Source organism: Zymobacter palmae (assembly GCF_003610015.1).
Classification (GTDB): Bacteria; Pseudomonadota; Gammaproteobacteria; order Pseudomonadales; family Halomonadaceae; genus Zymobacter; species Zymobacter palmae.
Genome location: NZ_AP018933.1, coordinates 843879 through 863530, shown reverse-complemented (window position 1 = coordinate 863530; position 19652 = coordinate 843879). Strand labels below are relative to the sequence as shown.

Genomic DNA, 19652 nt, shown 5'->3' with positions numbered 1-19652 from the left:
AACGGTCATGGATGTCTCGCACATGTCTTCACGGTCAATGGATCAGATCGACGAACTGATCGCCCAGCACTTCCCCGACAGCGACCCGATCGCCGTCATCGGCTATGCCTGCCGCTTCCCCTGTTCGCCGGACAGTACCGCCTTCTGGCACAACATCGTGGATGGACAAGAGTGCAGTCGCCATTTCAGTCACCAGGAAATGCGCGAAGCCGGGGTACCCGATGAGGTCATCGACGCCCCCGACTTCGTCAATGTCGGCGCAGTACTGGAAGATGCCGACCGCTTCGATGCCACGCTGTTCGGTTATTCCCGACAGGAAGCAGAGTCCATTGACCCACAGCAGCGCCTGTTCCTGCAGAACGCTTGGCATGCGCTGGAACATGCGGGCTATGCACCGCGCCAAGTGCCACACAGAACGGGGGTCTTCGCCTCGTCTCGCATTAGCACCTATCCCGGACGAGCACAGGTCGACGTTACCGAAGTCGCGCAGGTGAAAGGACTGCAGTCGCTGATGGGCAACGACAAGGACTATGTCGCTTCACGCGTCGCCTACAAGCTTGACCTGCACGGCCCCGCACTGGCCGTACAGACGGCCTGCTCCAGTTCACTGGTCGCGGCTCACCTCGCCTGCGAGAGCCTGCGCAGTGGCGAGTCCGACATGGCCATCGCGGGCGGCGTAGCCCTCGCGTTCCCACAGCAGGCCGGCTATCGCTATCAGCCCGGCATGATCTTCTCGCCGGATGGACGCTGCCGTCCGTTCGATGCAGAAGCACAGGGCACCTTTGCAGGTAACGGTGTCGGGGCGATCGTACTGCGACGCCTGCGCGATGCGCTGCATGATGGCGACCCCATCGCGGCCGTAGTGCTTGGTAGCGCCATCAACAACGATGGTGAACGCAAGGTCGGCTATACCGCTCCGTCGGTGGCCGGGCAGCAAGCGGTCATCGAAGAAGCGTTGCAGCTGGCGGGTATCGGGGGGCAGCAGATCGGTATGATCGAGGCCCACGGCACTGGCACGCCGCTGGGTGATCCAATCGAGCTCAAGGCGCTTTGTGCAGCCTTCGGCGACACTGGACAACCAGCGCACTGTGCACTCGGGTCGATCAAGGGCAACTTCGGCCATATGGACACCGCTGCAGGCGTTGCCAGCCTGCTCAAGACCGTGCTGGCCGTGGAGCACGGCACGCTGCCGCCCACCCTCAACGTCCAAAAGCCCAACCCGGCACTGGCGCTGGATGAAAGTCCGTTTCGGCTGCTCACTTGCGCACAGGACTGGGGCGCGTCGCTGCGCTATGCGGGCGTGTCGTCCTTCGGCATCGGCGGCACGAACTGCCATATGATCGTAGCGTCGCTACCGGAGGCGCTGCGTCAAACCGCGCCCTCTTCATCACCATCAACACCAGCGCAACTCTGCCCACCGCTGCTGCTCAGCGCAGCCAGCGATACGGCATTGCACACGCTGGCCACACGCTATGCCGACGCACTGCGTGAACCTTCTTCTCCTGAGGCACTGGCCGCCACAGCACTGCATGGTCGTCAGCTCGACCTCCCTTACCGCTTGGCGTTGACGGTCGATCAGCACACCCCCGAGGCGCTGAAAAACTGGTCCGAAGGCGCCGCCGACGAACGTATCCACTGCGGTAGCGGCACCTTCGGCCGTCAGGCTTGGCTGTTTACCGGGCAAGGAGCACAGTGGCCAGGTATGGCCGCCGCCATGTACGCGTTCTCTCCCGTATTCGCAGAACAGCTGGACACATGCATCGCGGCCTGTCACGACCAAGCACCCGCGCTGCGCGAAGCACTGCTAGAAGCAGACTCGACGTGGCTTGACAGCATGGCGTACACCCAGCCAGCGCTGGTGGCGTTCGAGATTGCTATGGCCGCGCACTGGCAGTCTCTCGGTCTGGCGCCCGAACGGGTCATCGGGCATTCCGTGGGAGAATTCGCAGCGGCCGTGGTGGCGGGACACTACACGGCCGCTCAGATCATGCCGCTGGTCTGTCAGCGCGGCGCACTCATGCAGCAGTGCGCCCCCGGCAGCATGATCGCCGTTTTCGCTGAGGCTGAGCGCATCGCACCACTCGCCGAAGCCTACGGGCTCGATCTGGCCGCGGATAATGGCGTTCAACACCACGTCTATTCCGGCACCACAGCAGCCGTCGATACCTTCCAGCGTGCTCTTTTTGAACAGGATATTCTCTACAAGCGCCTCCCCGTCACTGGAGCCGCGCATTCCGCGCTGATGGACCCGATCATGGCAGACTTCCAAGCCGCTTGTGACGCACTACCGCCTGCGTCACCGGGCCGGGTACCTTTGATTTCGACGCTGAACGCCACGCTCGTTGACGCGACCGACCTGACAGCGGAGCACTGGGCTCGCCATCTGCGTCATCCCGTACGCTTCCAGCAGGCACTGGAACTCGCTCAACAACAGAATGTACGTGTCTTTCTGGAGGTAGGACCCGACGCTACACTGAGCACGCTGGGTAAGCGTGAAACTGACAGCCAAGAATGCACGTGGATTGCCAGCCAACACCGTGCCGCTGCCGACGAACTACCATTGCGCACGGCGCTAATGCAACTGTATGCCGCAGGTTGCCCGCTTCCCTGGACATCACTGTTCGGCGACACACCATTGCCGCGCTGCCGCGCGCCGCTTTATCCCTTCGATCGCAAGCGCTACTGGTGCGAGACTGAATCCCGCGCCGTATCGGCCGCATCTTCATACGCAACCTGCGCAGTGGAAGCCGGTCAGCGAGTCGCCATGAAGGAAGCAGGCTCGCTGTCACTTTCGCGGCTGCACACCCTGTACGACTGCGTTACCGAATTGCATGCCCTCTACGTCGATCAGCTGGTACGGCGCTGCGTCGGCGACCGCATTGACCACGATGAGGGCGTCGATGCGCTCAGCATTTTGCGGGCAGGCCGCTTGCTCCCCCGCTACCGACAACTGCTGACCCGCCTACTCAATAGCGGCGTGGAAGACGGCTACTACACCTGCCTCAATGGCACTCACTACCGCACGGTGCGTCGCGTCGAAGCCGACAGCAAGGTCACGCTGTTGGACACCTTAACGGACTGCTGCGAGGGGCTAGAAGCCATTCCTCGCACCGTGGCACACGCGGGCGACAACCTGTACGCGATGATGAGCGGGGGCATTGATCCCGTCGCCATCATCTTCCCGCAAGGCTCGTCCAGCGGCGTAGAAGTGCTCTACCAAGAGTTCAGTTTCGGCCGCTATTTCAATCAGATCGCCGCAGGCGTGCTAGAAGGCATCGTGGCCTCGCGGCCCACTGACAAGCCGCTGCGGATTCTGGAGGTGGGCGGCGGCACAGGAGGCACCACGGCTTGGCTGCTGCCGGTGCTCAAGGCTCATCCTCATGTCGACTACACGTTCACCGACATATCACTGCTGTTTACCCACCGCGCGCAGGAAAAATTCGCCGACTACGACTTCATGCACTACCGAGCCTTCGACCTGCATACCCCCGCGCTGGCTCAAGGATTCACGCCCCAGCACTACGATGTCATCATCGCCGCCAACGTTATTCACGCCACTCAACACGTAGGCAAAACACTCAGCAACCTCAGAACGGTGCTGAAGCCGAGCGGCCAGCTGGTGATGCGTGAAATTACTCAGCCTATGCGGCTGTTCGACTTCGTGTTTGGACCGCTGGTGCAGCCTTTGCTCGACTACGAGGCACGCCAGCAGGAACTTTTCCTGTCCACCTCTCAGTGGAAGCAGCAGTGCCATGAAGCCGGGTTTTCACGCGTCGATTGGCTGCCACTGGATGGCGGTCCTACCTCCGAGATGAGCGAACACGTCATCGTTGCTACGCCCACGGACATGCCGCTGTCCTCATCAAGCTCGACGCTGCCTTCCATCGACGCAGAAACTGACGACCCTATTCTGGGCCAGCGTCTCAGCGTGGACGGCACTTACCAAGCCGACTGGCACGAATGTGCAGCAGACCCCGAACGCTGGAATGCCTACTGGTGCCACGCTTGGCAAACCCTCTCTGAACGCCACGGTCAGGGGCAAAGCACACCGCCCGCACCGCCGTGCGCCGCACCGGCAACGCTGTCATGGGTGCGTCTGCACTGGCAAGCAACGCCGTTCGCACACGGTGCGCTGCAGATCGAAGCGCTGACGAACAACCGCTTCTGGCAACCGCTAACCCAAGCGTGTGCGCTGGCGCTGTCTCCCGCTCCGGAAACACACTACCAATGGCATTGGCACACGCAGCCGTTCCCGACCGCCCATGGTGAGGCCACCTACCGCGTGCTGAACGAAAAGGCCATAGCACACCTTTCGCTTTCCGAACCGCCCCCCCTCGCCGATGACGCGCCAACACTGCTATTCATCGCCGAAGACCCCTGCTCCACTCTGAGCGCACTCGTTCACGACGTGCTGGCCGCCCTCACTCAACATGACGAGGATCTGATCGTCGTAACCCATAACGGTTGGCGCATTCATCCCACCGATGGGGCAGCGCTATCACCTGAACATCATGCACTGTGGGCCTTGCTTCGCGTCGCGGCCAATGAGCAGCCCGAGCGCCTAATTGCAGCTGTTGATTTATCCGATACCCGCGATGATGCCTTGCTGCCCGCAGCCCTTGCTGCCATATCGCCCAACCAGCGCTGGCTAGCCCTTCGAGAAGGCCATCTTTTCAGCGAGGAACTGAACGCCTGTCAGCACACGGCACCACCACTGCCAGAGGACGCGTTCAGCGCCGATCAATGGCATGTCGTGACCGGTGCTTTCGGTGGACTGGGGCGTCTGACCGTCCGCTGGCTGCACGCCCGCGGTGCACGTCATATCGCCCTGCTTGCCCCACGCGCCGATGAGGCATGGCTGGCGCAGTGCCGCAGTGCAATGGGCGATGATACGGAACTGCGCTGGTGCGCCTGCGATGTCAGCGACGCTGCAGAGCTGGCGCAAGTGATGGAAACGCTTGCCTGTGAACGCGACATTGCGGGGGCCGTACACGCGGCAGGACAGTTGGACGATGGCCTGCTGCCGCAGCTCTCGGAACAGCGACTAACGCACGTGCTGGCGGTCAAGGCCACTGCCGCCGCCCAGCTACAAGAATGGCTTGCCGCACACGGTAGCCGCTATCTCGTGTTGTATTCCTCCGCCGCTGCCGCCCTAGGGGCTCGCGGCCAGGGTGCTCATGCACTGGCCTGCGGCTATCTGGATGGACTGGCACAGCGCACGCTCTCTTCTCCCTTATGCACACTGTCGATTGCATGGGGGGCTTGGGGAGAAAGCGGTCGAGCAGCTGACCCTGCGCTGCTGGCAATGCTGGCGGAAGACGGCATGGACGCACTGACCGACGCCGAAGGACTGTGGCACCTCGAACAGGCCATCATGCGCAACTGTCCGTACCGCCTTGCTATGCGTGTCCGACCGCAGCGTATGCCGCCCATCCAACAAGCGCTGCTGTACCCCCCCTCTGGCGAAGATGCACCGACGGACAAGGACCGCCCTCGACGCTCATCCTCGTCGACACTCGCAACGCCCTCCGCGTCATTCACCGGTCGCCGCGACGATGTCGATGACATCATCACGTGGCTGAAACAGCGCGTCGTCGCTCAGCTGCGCATCGAAGACCCCGAACAACTACAGCCCGAGCAGGACCTGCTACAGATTGGGATGGACTCGCTACTGTTCCTTGAACTGAGCAGCGATATCCAACGTCAGCTGGGCATTCGCCTTGATGCCGAAGCCGCGTGGCAGAACATGTCCATTGCCGGACTGGCCCGCACACTCTGTGCCGACTCGCACGAAACGACGCTACCGGATGCCCTTCCGGCGGAGCTTCATCACGACGAAGAGCACCGCTACGATCCGTTCCCGCTGACGCCGATCCAGCACGCCTACTGGCTAGGCCGCACGCAGGCGATTCAGTACGGTGGCGTGGCATGCCATGTGGTGTTCGAGTGGGACAAGCGCCACGACGAATTCGATATTTCCCGCCTCGAAGAGGCATGGAACCAACTGATCGAACGTCACGATATGCTGCGCATGGTGATCGACGATGACGGGCGTCAACGCATTCTGTACGACACCCCACGCTACCGTATCCGCCATCATGATTTGCGTACGCTGACGCCCGCGCAGCGCGAGGAAGCGCTGACGGAGACCCGCCAAGCCCTGAGCTACCAAGTTCTGCGCACCGATCAGTGGCCGCTGTTCGAACTGTTCGTCAGTGACCTCGACGCCGAGCATTATCGTCTTCATATGAACCTTGATCTGCTGCTGTTCGACGTGCAGAGCTTCAAAGTGATGATGGACGATCTGGCCGCTACCTGGCACGGCACAGCGCTTCCCGCGCCGGCCATCACCTTCCGCGACTACGTGATGGCCGAGCAGGCTCATCGCCAGACGACCGTTTGGCACGATGCGTGGGAATACTGGCAGGACATTTTGCCGATGCTTCCCCCAGCCCCTGCGCTGCCAACGGCCGATACCCCTCCTGACACGCCGCGCTTCATCACCTATCAGTCACGCCTCGAACCACAGGCATGGAGCGCTCTGAAACAGCGCTGGCAACAGGCCGGCATCACGCCCTCTGCTGCGCTACTGACTTTGTTTGCCGCAACACTAGAGCGCTGGAGTCGCCATCCAGCGTTCACCCTCAACCTGACATTCTTCAATCGGCGTCCCTTGCATCCGGACATTGACCGAATCATCGGTGATTTCACCGCCGTCACGCTGGTCGATTTTGATTTCAGTGCCGAACGACCGCTCTCCGAGCGCATGCAACAGACCCAACAGCGGCTTTGGCAGCATATGGCGCATAGCGATGTGAACGGTGTGGAAGTGATCCGTGAGCTGGGGCGTCTTCGTGGTCAGCAGCGCCAACCCCTCATGCCGGTGGTGTTCACCAGTATGCTAGGCATGTCGCTCGAAGGCCTCTCCATTGAGCAAGCGATGACTCGTCTGCTCGGCGATCCCTGCCATGTGTTCACCCAGACTCCGCAGGTGTGGCTGGACCATCAGGTTATGGAAAGCGAAGGTGCGCTGATCTTCAGCTGGTACTGCATGGAAGACGTGCTAACACCCGGCACCGCTCGTGACATGTTCGACGATTACTGTGCCGTACTGGCTGCCTATGCCACCCCCGGTGAAGAAGAGTCGCCGCAGCTCCAGCGTCTGCTGGCCGGACAATCCACCCCCTTCCCGCGCCAACGCTGGCCGCTGCCTGCCACGGACGCCTTTGATTTGCGCGATATCGAGCAATTCACCCAGGCCCAGCCCCATGTGAAGCAGGCGCGAGCCGAGCAGCAGCCGGACGGTACGCTGCGCCTCACCGTGACGGGTCGCCACGAAGCGTTGCCCAGCGCAGCACTGCCGCCGGATTCACCGCTGACGACTCTGGCCCTGCCACCGCTGACCGCCGACGAACAGCATGATCTGGACGCCACATGGGCATGGCTGGAAGCTCGCGCACTGCACGGCATGGCCGAAACACTGCTGCGCCATTCTCTGTTCGTTCAGGTGGGTGATCATCATGCGTTGGAAGACGTTATGACGGCACTGGGTGCACAACCGCAGTACCAGCGTCTGGTGCGGCAGTGGCTGCGCCATCTGCATGAAAAAGGGGTACTTGATCCACAGCAGGAGGGGTGGACGTGCGTGTCGCCATTGCAGAACATTCTTGCACCGCAGAGCCAGCGTCCCTCTTCCGACTGGGGAAAGACACTGGCCGACTATCTGGACAACTGTGTGGCACAACACGATGCGCTATTCAGCGGCGAGTGCTCACCCCTCGGGCTACTGTTCGACGCACAGGACAGCGTGGCCGATGCTTTCTACTGTCTGAACCCCGCCAGCCGCTGCCTCAACGAACAGGCGGCACGCATTATGGATCGACTGGCGGCCGAAACACCCTCGCTGAACGTGCTCGAAGTCGGTGCCGGCACCGCTGCCACATCACGCCACCTACTGGCCACGCCGCACAGCAAGGGCATTCACTATCGCTTCACCGATCTATCGGTGCAGTTTCTCAACGACGCTGCAGCACGCTTCGGCGATGACCCGCGCCTTAGCTATGGATTGCTCGACATCAATCAACCCGCCGTATTCGATGACCACCCTGACGGCGGCTATGACCTTATCGTTGCAGTCAACGTGCTGCACGATGCCAGCCATGTGCCTCATACACTGCAGCGGTTACGTCTTTTGCTTGCGCCCGGTGGCCGTCTGCTGATGATTGAGGCCACTGAGCGCGATAGCTCGCTACAGCGCGCCAGCATCGGCTTCATCGAAGGGCTGAGCGGCTACCGCGATGCTCGTCTGCGCGATGACAAACCGATGCTCAGTGCAGAAGGCTGGCAGAGTGCACTTCAGCAAACGGGCTGGGTGCCTGAACTGATCTGGCCTTCAGCCACTGCCCCTTCCTCGCTGCGCCAACACCTGATCGTCGCGCGCCACCCGGGCCACCATCGCCCTGCCTGCGATGAGATTGAGCACGCACTGCGCCAGCAATTTGGCGAGGCGCTGCCAACGCTTGCTGTTCGCTATCAGGAAGATATTCATACGCCGTCCTCGTGTGCGTCCCCCAGTACCGACGCCTTACCGCTTGCAACATCTACAGAAGCCCCTTCACACGGTGATGCTCAACGGCAGACGATACATGCGCCGACAGCGCTCGAACAGCAGGTCGCGGCACTGTGGAAAACGCTACTATCACGTCCAGTCACACACGACAGTGATTTCTTCCAATTGGGGGGCGACAGCCTAATCGCCACGCGCATGGTCGCGCAGCTCAACCAACGCGGTATCGGACAGGTTCGCCTACAAGATCTGTTCGAACACGCCCAGCTCGCCGACTTCTGCCGCTGCATCACGCCGCCCGAAGTGAACGATGCCACCCCGCTGGTGCCGCTCGCCAGCTCAGCACAGCAGCCCACACTGTTCGTGTTCCACGCATCGGATGGCGATGTCAGCAGCCTGCTACCTCTTGCCCGTCAGCTGAATGGCCAAGTATTCGGGCTTCAAGCCGTCGAGCCACAGCGCCATAACACCTTGCGCGCACTGACCGAAGCGTACGTTCAGGCCATCACGCGGCAGCAGCCTCACGGCCCCTATACACTGGTGGGATGGTCATACGGCACCTTCTTGGCCGCCGAAGCCGCGCATCTGCTGCATGCACAAGGGCATGTCGTCCGACTGGCACTGATCGACCCGGTCTGTCAGTGCGATTTCCAGTGCGAGAATCGCGCCGAGCTGTTTGCTCTGCTCTCACAGAGCGATGCGGCATGGACACTGCCCGACATGTGGGATTGCCTGAGTGATGACGAGCAGATGGCGCAGCTCGTCCAGCGCGGCACTGCGGCGGGGTGGCTGCCCGCCCACATGCAGGAAGAAGAGGCACGGCAATGGCTAAACCGTGTCCAGCACCTGCTGAGCCTGCTCGCTCACCACCCCCTACGCGAACCACTAGCAGCGCCGTGCCTGATACTGACGGCCGCACACCGCCCTGCCCATTGGACACCTGCGGATCGCGTCTGGCGTGCCTGGTTGGACAACGCGCACTGCCACACCCTTGATGCTGACCATTGGCAGCTGATGCTGGACACGTCTGGCACTGCCGAATGCGCTCACCGCATCCATCAATGGTTGACCCACCTGCCGGAGACCCTGTCATGACCAGTTCCCAACCCAAACGCCGCATAATCGTTGTGGGCGCAACGTTCGGCGAGTGGTACCTCAATGCGTTCATGCAGATTGATGCCCCGCTAGAGCTGGCAGGGCTGATGAGCACGGGCAGCGAACGCTCGCGACAGCTTGCCCATGATTTTGGCATTCCTCTCTACACCGATATCCAGGCTCTCCCTGACGACATCGACATCGCCTGCATCGTCGTCAGTTCGACGGTAGCTGGCGGTGCTGGCACCCGGTTGGCCGAAGCGTTTTTGTCACGTGGCGTTCATGTAATCCAAGAGCATCCCGTGCACCCCGACGAGGTAAGCGCCCTGCAACAGCGGGCTGCCCAGCACCAGTGCCACTACTGGGTCAGTAGCCTTTACCCGCACGTGCCTGCGGGCCGCTGCTGGGTATCGGAAGCACGCCAGATCAGCGAACGCCTCCAAGAACCCGCACGCTTCATCCGCCTGACCACCAGCCGCCAATTGCTATATTCGACGCTCGACATGCTGCTGTCGGCACAGCCGATTGATGCAGAAGCTGTCGACATCGTCCTGATCGACACCGACGCTGATTTCCATCTGCTGCGCTATCGGTGGCCCACCGGTACTGCCACGCTGTGGCTGCAGCGTTATCAGGACCCCACCTCGCCGGACATGCACAGTTTGGTGATGCACCACCAGCAGATCGGCTGGACTGAAGGCTATCTGACCCTCAATGCCAGCTACGGGCCGGTGATATGGTCATCCACCCTTCATGTGAACCACCCGCATGACAGCACCACCACGCTTTATCACCGCCCAGAGGCTCTCAATGAAATCGCCTCTCAAACGCGCTACGCCGCCCCATACCAATGGCGCGACTGCTGCGAAAGCGAAGGCCCCGCAGGCATCGCCCACCTGCTGACCCAGTTCGACCACGCACTAAACGCAGACCCCACTGCCCTCGCTACGGCGGCCACTCACCAACGTGCAGTGGCTCGACTGTGGCAGCGCACTCTGCAGTGCGTGGGTGCTGCCGAAGATCGCCATTTGGAGGCCCCACGCTACGACGCACTGACCCCGTGGACCTATGCTGAAGAGGAACATTTATGAGCACGTCATCCCTACTGACGCCGCTGGTGGATAATGCAAATGGCCCTTTCCACTTGATCATGTGTCCCTTTGCCGGAGGCAGCGGCAGCGCCTTTCAGACTTGGCGCGCGCTTACACCGTCCCGACAACTGCCCAGCCTTACACTGGTCACCTATCCCGGACGGGATCGTCTGCGCAACCGCCCTCCAGCACAGAGTATTGAAGTGCTGGCCGACCAGCTGGCCGATACGCTCAGCATGCTGGACCCGCGAATGCCGGTCGTCATGGCCGGCCATAGCATGGGCGCGCAGGTGGCCTTCGAGACCTGCGCGCGGCTACACGGCAGCCCCCATGCCCCGCAGGCACTGGTGATATCGGGCTGCCATGCGCCGCATGAACAAGGACGTCGCCAGCTTCGCTCACTGAACGACAGCGCTTTTATCGAACAGCTGGCCGATATCGGGGGCTGCTCCCCAGCCTTGCTCGAAGCCCCCGAACTGATGGCACTGTTCATGCCCTTACTGCGCGCCGATTTCCACGCTACCGAGACCTATCACCGCACGTTGCCTGCCCACGATGCGAAGCTGCACCTTCCTGCCCTGCTACTGTGCGGACGCCAAGATAGAGAAGCCTCTGCGGAAGAAGTTGCTGCATGGCAAGCCTGGTTACCGCAGGCGGACGCACCGGCCATCATGGAAGGCGACCATTTTTACCCACTTCAGCACCCCAGCGCGTTCCTTCACCGTATTGTGCACCACTTCCACCTTCACGCAGAGCAAGGCAGGCACCACCATGAGCACCCATGACGCGCTACTGGCACCTTTCGCGACACCCCTTGATGAACAACTGGCCGAATGGGCCATTCGGTACGCCAGCAAAACCGCACTGGTCGAGGGGCATCACCGCCTGTCCTACTGCGCTCTGAACGAACGAGTGGATACCGCTGCGCGCCACCTGCATACGCTGGGCATCGCTCCCAGCGACCATGTGCTGCTGCAACTGCCCAATAGTGCAGATTTCGTCATCGTGCTGTTCGCGCTTTTGCGGCTGGGGGCATTGCCCATACTGATGGTTCCATCGCTGCGTGAACGCGACCTGCTGCCCTTACTGGATGCCACTCAGCCTACGGCCTACATCATGGAGGTGGCCCAGCATCAAGCACAGGCCGAGACCTTCCGTACCCACTGCCCGGCCCTGCGCCTCGTAATCGGTCGCGGCGATAACTCCGGCATGCCCGACGATTCCACCGTTCACCCGCTATCCCGCCTGTACGCACCTTGCACTCAGCCACTCCCGCACCTACAGCGCCAGGGCAGCGACATCGCCGTACTACTGCTGTCAGGGGGCACCACGGGGACACCAAAACTCATTCCCCGCACCCACGCTGACTACAGCTATAACTTCCGCGCCTCTGCGGAGGTCTGCGGCATGGATGACCGTAGCGTCTATCTGGCTGGCGGTACTGCCTATCGCCCACAACTTCCCACTGGCCTGCCCCGGTGTACTCGGCACACTGTCACAGGGCGGTCGTGTGGTGCTATCCGATACAGCCAGCTGTGATGAAGCGATGCCGTTGATTGCCTCGGAACGGGTGAGCCACGTAGCGCTGGTTCCCGCACTGGCTCGGCTGTGGCAGCAGGCACGCGAGTGGGAGGACAGCGATCTCTCATCGCTGAACGTCATGCAGGTAGGGGGTGCCCCCCTCGACCCGCGCAGTGCACAAGCCCTAAGCCGTACCTTTGCCTGCACCCTGCAGCAGGTGTTCGGCATGGCAGAAGGGCTGCTGTGCTACACGCGGCTTGATGACGACGACGAAACCTGCCAGTCCACGCAGGGACGGCCGCTGTCTTGTCATGACGAAATACGCATCGTCGACGAACAGGAGCGCCCCGTACCCACAGGCGATATCGGTCAGCTGCTGACGCGCGGCCCCTACACCATCACCGGCTACTACCGCGCTCCAGCCGCCTCGGCACAATCGTTTACGGCCGACGGTTTTTATCGCACTGGCGATCTGGCGTGCTGCGATAAACACGGCAACGTGCGGGTCGAAGGGCGACTCAAGGAACAGATCAACCGTGCAGGCGAGAAGATCGCCGCCACTAGTGTGGAAACGGGCCTGAAGCAGCTGCCGGGTATTGAGGATGCCGTGGTCGTGGCGGTCCCTGATGCCCTACTGGGAGAACGCATCTGTGCCGTACTGATGACTTCGGCTTCACAGCCATCGCTGCCCGAACTTCGTCATGCCCTGATCGAATGCGGCCTCAGCCGTCACTCGCTGCCGGATCAACTTATGGTGGTAACGCACTGGCCACTCACAGCCGTCGGCAAGATTGACCGTCAAGCGCTTATCCGGCAAGCCACCGTCACCCCGCCTGAGTCTGCCGCGTAAATATCATAGTAGAAACAAGGGAATTACGACCCGACACGGGCAGAATGCTGCTCATATCGGGTAGCCGCAACAATAGAAACGATTATCATTTACAAGCACAACGCGCTCAGAAGGCCATCAACACATCAGGAAGACAGACCTCATGTCCATCATCAGGCGCTACTCAATTGCGCTAAGCGGCGTACTGCTGCTGCCCATTGCCCAGGCAAGAGCCTTACAGCGAACATCCGACGTCTACGAAGTCACGGCCAGTAAGGTCTCTCCCGATTCAGCATCGTCACAGAACGCTGCTTCGACCGTAGTGGATGCCCCCGCCTTGAGGGCCGCAGGTGTCACCGATACCAGCAAGCTGGATCGCGTGTTGCCAGGGCTGCATATGGAAAACGCTGGCTCACTGTTGTTTCCTTCTATTTCCCTGCGGGGCGTCACGTCGGCACAGGACCCTTACAACCCCGCGCTCTCCGTGTACGTAGACGGGGTGCCGCAGCTTTCGACTAACACGATACAAGCGCTGACCGATGTCCAGAGCGTCGAACTACTGCGCGGCCCGCAGGGCACGCTGTACGGCAAAAGCGCACAGGGCGGGGTCATCAACATCACAACTCGCCGTCCGACGAATACCCCTCATGGCTATATCGAGGGCGGCGTCGAAAGCCGAGATGGCTACCACAGCAAGCTACACCTTAGTGGCCCGCTGCAGAAAGGCCTGCTGTACGGCAGCATGACCCTTCAACGCCAAGTTGATGGGGGCGACATGACCAACCCTGCCACGGGTCACGATGATCTAGGGGGAGCAAAGACCAATACCGGCAACGTTAAACTGCTGCTGGCTCCGGACAATCAGCCGTGGGAAATCGGGGTATCCGCCACTCGCGAATGCACCCGCGCCACGCAGGATACGTATGTCGCTTTCGGCGATCCGCACAACCACACGTTGAGCGTCGAGTCGGGCTCACCTGATCCCTATCTCGACCGCTGCACCAACAGCCAGACACTGACAGGCAAGTACACCACCGATGCGTGGACGTTCTCGCTGATCAATGCTTGGCAGCAACAGCACTACGACCGCAGTTTTCCCAACAGTACGCTGATCGCCAATACCCCGGAACGCTGGAACCAGAACCTTCAAGAGCTGCGAGCGACCACCAATCCTGGCGGTCCCATGGACGTGACACTGGGTCTTTACCGCCAGAACACGCGTGAAAATCTGGACATGCGTTATGACATGCCTACCGGCAACTACCTGTCCACCCAGTCCCGCACTACCAGCAACACACTGGCCGCCTATTCCGATCTGACCTGGCACGTGACCGATCGCTTTGATCTTGGTGGAGGACTGCGCTTTTCGCACGATAAGGCCAGCACGCACTATGCCGGCACCATGCTTGGAAGTCCTTTTGGTGACGGTAACACCACTAGCGACGATCAGGTACTGGGGCAGCTATCTGCGGGCTATATGCTGAACGACGACTGGCGTGTGTACACCCGCATCGCACAGGGCTACAAACCGTCGGGCTACAACATCATACCGTCGCCCAGTCTATCGGCGACCCCGTTCGCAGCGGAAAAATCCATCAACTACGAACTGGGCGCACGCTACGAAAGCGATGCCGTTCGACTGCAGAGTGCCGTCTTCCACACCCACACCAAAAACCTGCAGCTGTACTCAGGCGCACAGGGCCTACAAACCCTGACCAATGCGGGCACCGCCGACGCAACGGGCGTGGAACTGGAAGCGGCCTGGCAGTTCACCCCGAACTGGAGCTGGGACGTTAGCGGTAACGTCGTGCACTCAGTCTTCGCCAACGACAGCGACTCCTATGCGGGCAAACGCACTCCCTTCACTCCCCGCTATACGCTGGGCAGCGGTCTGAGCGGCCACATCGACACGTCCTATGGCGCGCTGACCCCACGCCTTGCAGGCCACATGGTCGGCTCGCACTACTTCGAAGGAGATAACACGCTACGCCAGGGCACCTATGCGACCGTCGATGCCCGTCTGGGGTGGCAAGCCACTCAGCGCCTGAATGTCGAACTGTACGTCGATAACCTGTTCGATCGCCGCTACTTCACCTACGGCTATCTAAGCGGCAGCAGCGCCTTCGGGCAGGTCAACATGGGCCGAACCGTCGGCCTCAACGTCCGCGCCAACCTGTTCTAAATGAATATGGCATGGCACCCGTGTGATCGGTGCCATGCCATAAGGACCATCTGACCGGCCACTTCCCTTCCCACGCGGTACTGGAGGCTTCCCATGCAGACACCCATCACCTGCCGCAGCCTGACCGATATCCGGCAGGCCATCGACCGCATTGACCATGACATCATCCTGAAGCTGGCCGAACGTATGCACTACGTACTGGCCGCCTCGTACTTCAAGCCCGATGCCGCCAGCATCCCTGCCCCTGAACGCGTCAGAGCAATGCTGCCCAAGCGCATGCAGTGGGCGGAAGAACATCAGCTGGACGGCACCTTTGTGCATGACCTCTTCACCCAGCTCATCCAGTGGTACATCACCCAGCAGACCCTCTACTGGCACCAACAACACCCACCGTCTCAGAACGACAGCGCCCTATAACCCCTACCGCATAGCTCGGCAGCAAACGCTAGCGATCGACCCTGACAGCACGACACTTGCCCACAGTCCACATAAAGCAGAGCCAGCGCCCGATAGCCCGATGTTATCGACACTCCCTTCTGGCCACTTGGGCGCTTCTGCTTCTGCTTCTGCTTCTGCTTCTGCTTCTGCTTCTGCTTCTGCTTCTGCTTCTGCTTCTGCTTCTGCTTCTGCGGGTAGCGGGTAGCGGGTAGCGGGTAGCGGGTAGCGGGTAGCGGGTAGCGGGTAGCGGGTAGCGGGTAGCGGGTAGCGGGTAGCGGGTAGCGGGTAGCGGGTAGCGGGTAGCGGGTAGCGGGTAGCGTATGACGCCCGATAGCACGGGGCCATGCAAATGTGCACCGCCCCATCTTCGTCTCGCGCCTTTTCATCGACCATAAAAAAACGTCACCCTCGAACAAAGGTGGCGTTCTAGCGACAGCACGTCCGACGTGCCGCAGACTTAGCGCTTCAACTGATGGATATACGCCTTGACGATATCCGTGGTAAACAGCTGGCTGGCTTCAGACGTTGCCGGTTCGAACTGCGAACCGTTGGTCGCATTGTTGGTGATGACGCGCACGCCCATGAACGGAATGTTGAATCCTCTGGCGATCTGTGCAGCCGCAGCGGTTTCCATCTCTTCCATCGACGACCCGTACTGCTGATGGAACAGGGCGATGCGGTCTAGCTCGTTGTTCCAGACATCAGAAGAAGCAATGACACCATCAACCACCTTACCGCGAGAATAGTGCTCAGCGGCGCGGTGCGCGGCCTTCAGCAAGCCGGTATCGGCTGGAAACGCTCTCATCGGCTTGTCGACGATTTTGTCGCTGGTGTCTTCTTCCTCGGTCAGCAGATCCATCGGGGCCCACGTGTCGGCATGCGTGCCTTCACCGCGCGCTTTGAACGGGGTCTTAAAGCTGCCGATGTTAATGGATTCCTTACCGATCACGATATCGTAATTGTGCAGCTCAGGATCATGCCCACCGGCGGTGCCCTGATTGATGATCGCTACCGGATGGAAGGTGGCTGCGGCTAGCGCGGTCGCCGCCGAGGCATTTTCCATGCCGATATCCGTTTTGGACACGATAACCGGATAGCCATCAAGCTGCCCTTGCCAGAACTGCCACTTGCCGATGGTCATTGGCTTGGCGTCCTTGAGCTGCTTGATCAAGGTATCGATTTCAGAGCTCATTGCGCCCTGCACGACAATCGGAGCCTGCTGCGGTGCAGCGGCGGCCACGCCAGCGCCCATGAGAGTGGCACAGCACAGCCCTGCTTTTACTACGGTGCTGATCGACACGCTTAGTCCCTCGCCTGATCAGGATGATGATCGGCCGCCCGTCACCCTCGGTGCACGCAGCGGCCCATGAAGAATGAAGATACCTGCCAGTGGCCTACAGCCCTTCTTCCAGCAGCTGCGCAGCGAAATAGGTCAGAATCAGATCTGCTCCCGCACGACGCATAGCGCCCAGCGATTCCCGCACGACCGCACGCTCGTCGATAACACCAGCCTGCGCCGCAAACTTAATCATCGCGTATTCACCGCTGACCTGATAGGCCGCGAGCGGCAACAGGCTGTGGCGGCGGATGTCGGCCATCACGTCCAGATAGGCCATCGCGGGCTTGACCATCAAGATGTCCGCCCCTTCGGCTTCGTCCTGCAAGGATTCACGCAGCGCCTCGCGCCCGTTCATCGGATCCATCTGATAGGCCTTACGGTCACCCTTCAGCGTGCTGCCCGCCGCTTCGCGGAACGGACCATAGAACGACGAGGCCATCTTGGTCGAGTAGGCCATGATCGGCACATGGGAGAAGCCAGCGTCATCAAGGGCCGCGCGGATGGCCGCAACTTGACCGTCCATCGCTGCCGACGGCGCCACCATATCAGCCCCTGCGGCGGCCGCGATCACCGCCTGACGCCCGAGGTTGGCGATGGTGATGTCGTTGTCGACGTGATCATCGCAGATGACACCGCAATGGCCGTGAGTGGTGTATTCGCAAAAACAGATGTCGGGAATAACCACCAGTTCCGGCGCGGCTTCCTTGATCGTACGCGTCATACGCGCTAGCAGCCCAGTGCCCGACAATGCATCGCTACCGATATCATCCTTGTGGTGCGATACGCCAAACGGCATGATGCTGCGCAGCCCCAGTGCCGCCAGACGGCGCGCTTCATCGGCCAACTGGCTTTCGGGAATGCGGTACTGGCCCGGCATGCCATTAATGGGCTGAGGCTCATCCAGCCCCTCTTCGACGAAGATGGGATAGATCAGATGTTCGGCACTCAGTGTGTTTTCACGGACCAGATCGCGCAGGGCTGGCGTGCGACGCAAACGGCGAAGGCGAGTGGTCGGGAAACGGCTGGACATGATGCGCTCCTTTCATCATCAGGCGAGTGTCAGCAGTGTGCTCTATGCTGAATATCATACGCGAGTCATGCCATAACTGCTCCATTTCGCCAAGGATTGTCGCAGAAAAGACGCGATTCAGAGCAGTACATCGCCGTTATGCCATCAGCCGGACAAAGGAGAACTACCGTGAGCGCACAGCACTACGACTACCTCATCGTTGGCGCAGGTATGGCGGCCGCCTGCGCGGCTCAGGGCATCCGTGAGCGCGACAAGAACGGTTCGATCGGGATTATCGGCGATGACATCGATCCACCGGCCACCCGCCCCGCCCTGTCGAAGAAGTTGTGGCTCGATCCCGCGTTTAGCCTACAGAAGATATGGATGCGTCCCGATCAGCATGCAGATGCCCACCTCCACCTTCAACATCATGTCGTCGAACTGGACCGACACAAATGTACGGTCCGCTGTAGTAACGGTGCCCGCTTTCACTATGGCCGCCTACTGCTGGCAACTGGAGGCAAGCCCACTCTGCAACGGCTACCACCAAGTGAGCGCGTGCTTTATTTCCGCACGGTCTCCGACTACCGTGTGCTGCGCGCGTGGAGCCACACCGACGGCACTCTGCACGCCGTCGTCGTAGGTGGCAGCTGGCTAGGCATGGAGCTTGCCGCGGCGCTGTGCCAGCAGGAACGCGTACAGGTGCAATGGGTCTTCTCTCAACCACAGCCTGGCATCGACCGCTTTCCTCCCGAGCTATGCACATGGCTACAGCACGCCTTCAGCACCCACGGCGTGGACATGCTCAGCGAGAATCATGCGCTACAGGGTGATGAAAGCGAAGACGGCATATCGCTAGTATTGGAAGACGGCTCGGACATCAGCGCCGACGTTGCGGTGATGTGCACCGGGATAGCCCCGTGTGACGAACTGGCCTATCAAAGCGGCCTCGCTGTTGACGACGGCATTACTGTCAACGAGCACCTACAGACCTCCGACCCCGCCGTATTCGCCGCAGGCGATATCGCTTTCTACCCCGACAGCAGGCTAGGACGGCAGCGCGTGGAACACGTGGACAACGCCCAGCAGATGGGGCACTGCGCCGGACGCAACATGGCGGGTGCGTCCGAGGCCTATACACATACACCTTACTTCTATACCCGTCTGTTCGGGCTGGACTTGAAGGGCATCGGCCACATGAGTACCGACCTGCAGCTCATCTGCCACTGGAAGACGCCGCCCGCCCCCGGTAACACCCCGTGCGGGGTGATCTACTACGCCGACGATGACAGCACCTTACGAGGAGTCGTCCTTATCAATATCGACGATAGCGAAGCCGGTCTGACCCTAGCGCGCCAAGTGATCAACACACGCGACAGCGGCCGCCCAGAAGCGCTGCTGAAAGCGTAAATCAGGTCAGAGCATCGACCACCGCGTGCATCGCTCAAATGAAGGCGCAGCTAAAAAAAGGCAGACTCATGGAGTCTGCCTTTCTGTCTAAAACATCGCTCACCCGCCAGTCAGAACCTGTTCAGGCGGGTGAACGATACACAACCTCACCGGTGATATGGGGCAAAATGCA

11 protein-coding genes are annotated in these 19652 nt (G+C 60.9%); 8 read left to right on the top strand and 3 right to left on the bottom strand.

What is annotated here, in order from left to right; genetic code table 11:
* The first annotated feature begins 22 nt into the window (after nt 1-22).
* The 7 genes from ZBT109_RS03795 to ZBT109_RS03770 all read left to right on the top strand — a co-directional run bounded on the left by ZBT109_RS03795 (nt 23) and on the right by ZBT109_RS03770 (nt 15701).
* On the top strand, nt 23-9661 hold the full coding sequence (locus ZBT109_RS03795) for a type I polyketide synthase (RefSeq protein WP_169734033.1): 9639 nt from the start codon (nt 23-25) through the stop codon (nt 9659-9661).
* Nucleotides 9658-10752 (top strand): Gfo/Idh/MocA family oxidoreductase, encoded by a 1095-nt coding sequence (locus tag ZBT109_RS03790; protein ID WP_084261952.1) that lies wholly within the window; start codon nt 9658-9660, stop codon nt 10750-10752. The genes ZBT109_RS03795 and ZBT109_RS03790 overlap by 4 nt, the downstream gene beginning before the upstream one ends.
* Entirely contained in the window at nt 10749-11537 is a 789-nt protein-coding gene (locus ZBT109_RS03785) for a thioesterase II family protein (protein WP_051524218.1), read from the top strand. The genes ZBT109_RS03790 and ZBT109_RS03785 overlap by 4 nt, the downstream gene beginning before the upstream one ends.
* Nucleotides 11524-12291 carry an AMP-binding protein gene (locus ZBT109_RS14065; RefSeq protein ID WP_269460478.1) on the top strand — a complete coding sequence of 256 codons (768 nt, stop codon included), beginning with the start codon at nt 11524-11526 and terminating at the stop codon, nt 12289-12291. Before ZBT109_RS03785 ends, ZBT109_RS14065 begins: the two co-directional genes overlap by 14 nt.
* A complete protein-coding gene (locus ZBT109_RS14060; RefSeq protein ID WP_269460484.1) occupies nt 12179-13123 on the top strand; it encodes an AMP-binding protein in 945 nt (314 codons plus the stop codon). Before ZBT109_RS14065 ends, ZBT109_RS14060 begins: the two co-directional genes overlap by 113 nt.
* A 142-nt stretch (nt 13124-13265) precedes the next feature.
* A complete protein-coding gene (locus tag ZBT109_RS03775; RefSeq protein ID WP_027706239.1) occupies nt 13266-15284 on the top strand; it encodes a TonB-dependent siderophore receptor in 2019 nt (672 codons plus the stop codon).
* A gap of 93 nt (nt 15285-15377) precedes the next feature.
* Nucleotides 15378-15701, top strand: a complete 324-nt coding sequence (locus ZBT109_RS03770; RefSeq protein ID WP_027706238.1) for an isochorismate lyase — start codon at nt 15378-15380, stop codon at nt 15699-15701.
* Nucleotides 15702-15704: 3 nt separating this feature from the next.
* Here the strand turns inward: ZBT109_RS03770 and ZBT109_RS03765 are convergent, their stop codons facing one another.
* From ZBT109_RS03765 to hemB, 3 genes are all read right to left on the bottom strand, one after another.
* Nucleotides 15705-16115: a hypothetical protein gene (locus ZBT109_RS03765; RefSeq protein WP_170144681.1), complete on the bottom strand. Its 411-nt coding sequence runs from the start codon at nt 16113-16115 to the stop codon at nt 15705-15707.
* 64 nt (nt 16116-16179) lie between these two features.
* Nucleotides 16180-17022 (bottom strand): 5'-methylthioadenosine/S-adenosylhomocysteine nucleosidase, encoded by an 843-nt coding sequence (locus ZBT109_RS03760; protein WP_038279639.1) that lies wholly within the window; start codon nt 17020-17022, stop codon nt 16180-16182.
* A gap of 94 nt (nt 17023-17116) precedes the next feature.
* Nucleotides 17117-18091 carry a porphobilinogen synthase gene (gene hemB, locus ZBT109_RS03755; protein WP_027706237.1) on the bottom strand — a complete coding sequence of 325 codons (975 nt, stop codon included), beginning with the start codon at nt 18089-18091 and terminating at the stop codon, nt 17117-17119.
* 168 nt (nt 18092-18259) lie between these two features.
* Here hemB and ZBT109_RS03750 point away from each other — a divergent pair, with 168 nt between their 5' ends.
* Complete coding sequence (locus tag ZBT109_RS03750; RefSeq protein WP_027706236.1) at nt 18260-19480, top strand: NAD(P)/FAD-dependent oxidoreductase; 1221 nt, start codon at nt 18260-18262, stop codon at nt 19478-19480.
* The last annotated feature ends 172 nt before the right edge of the window (nt 19481-19652 follow it).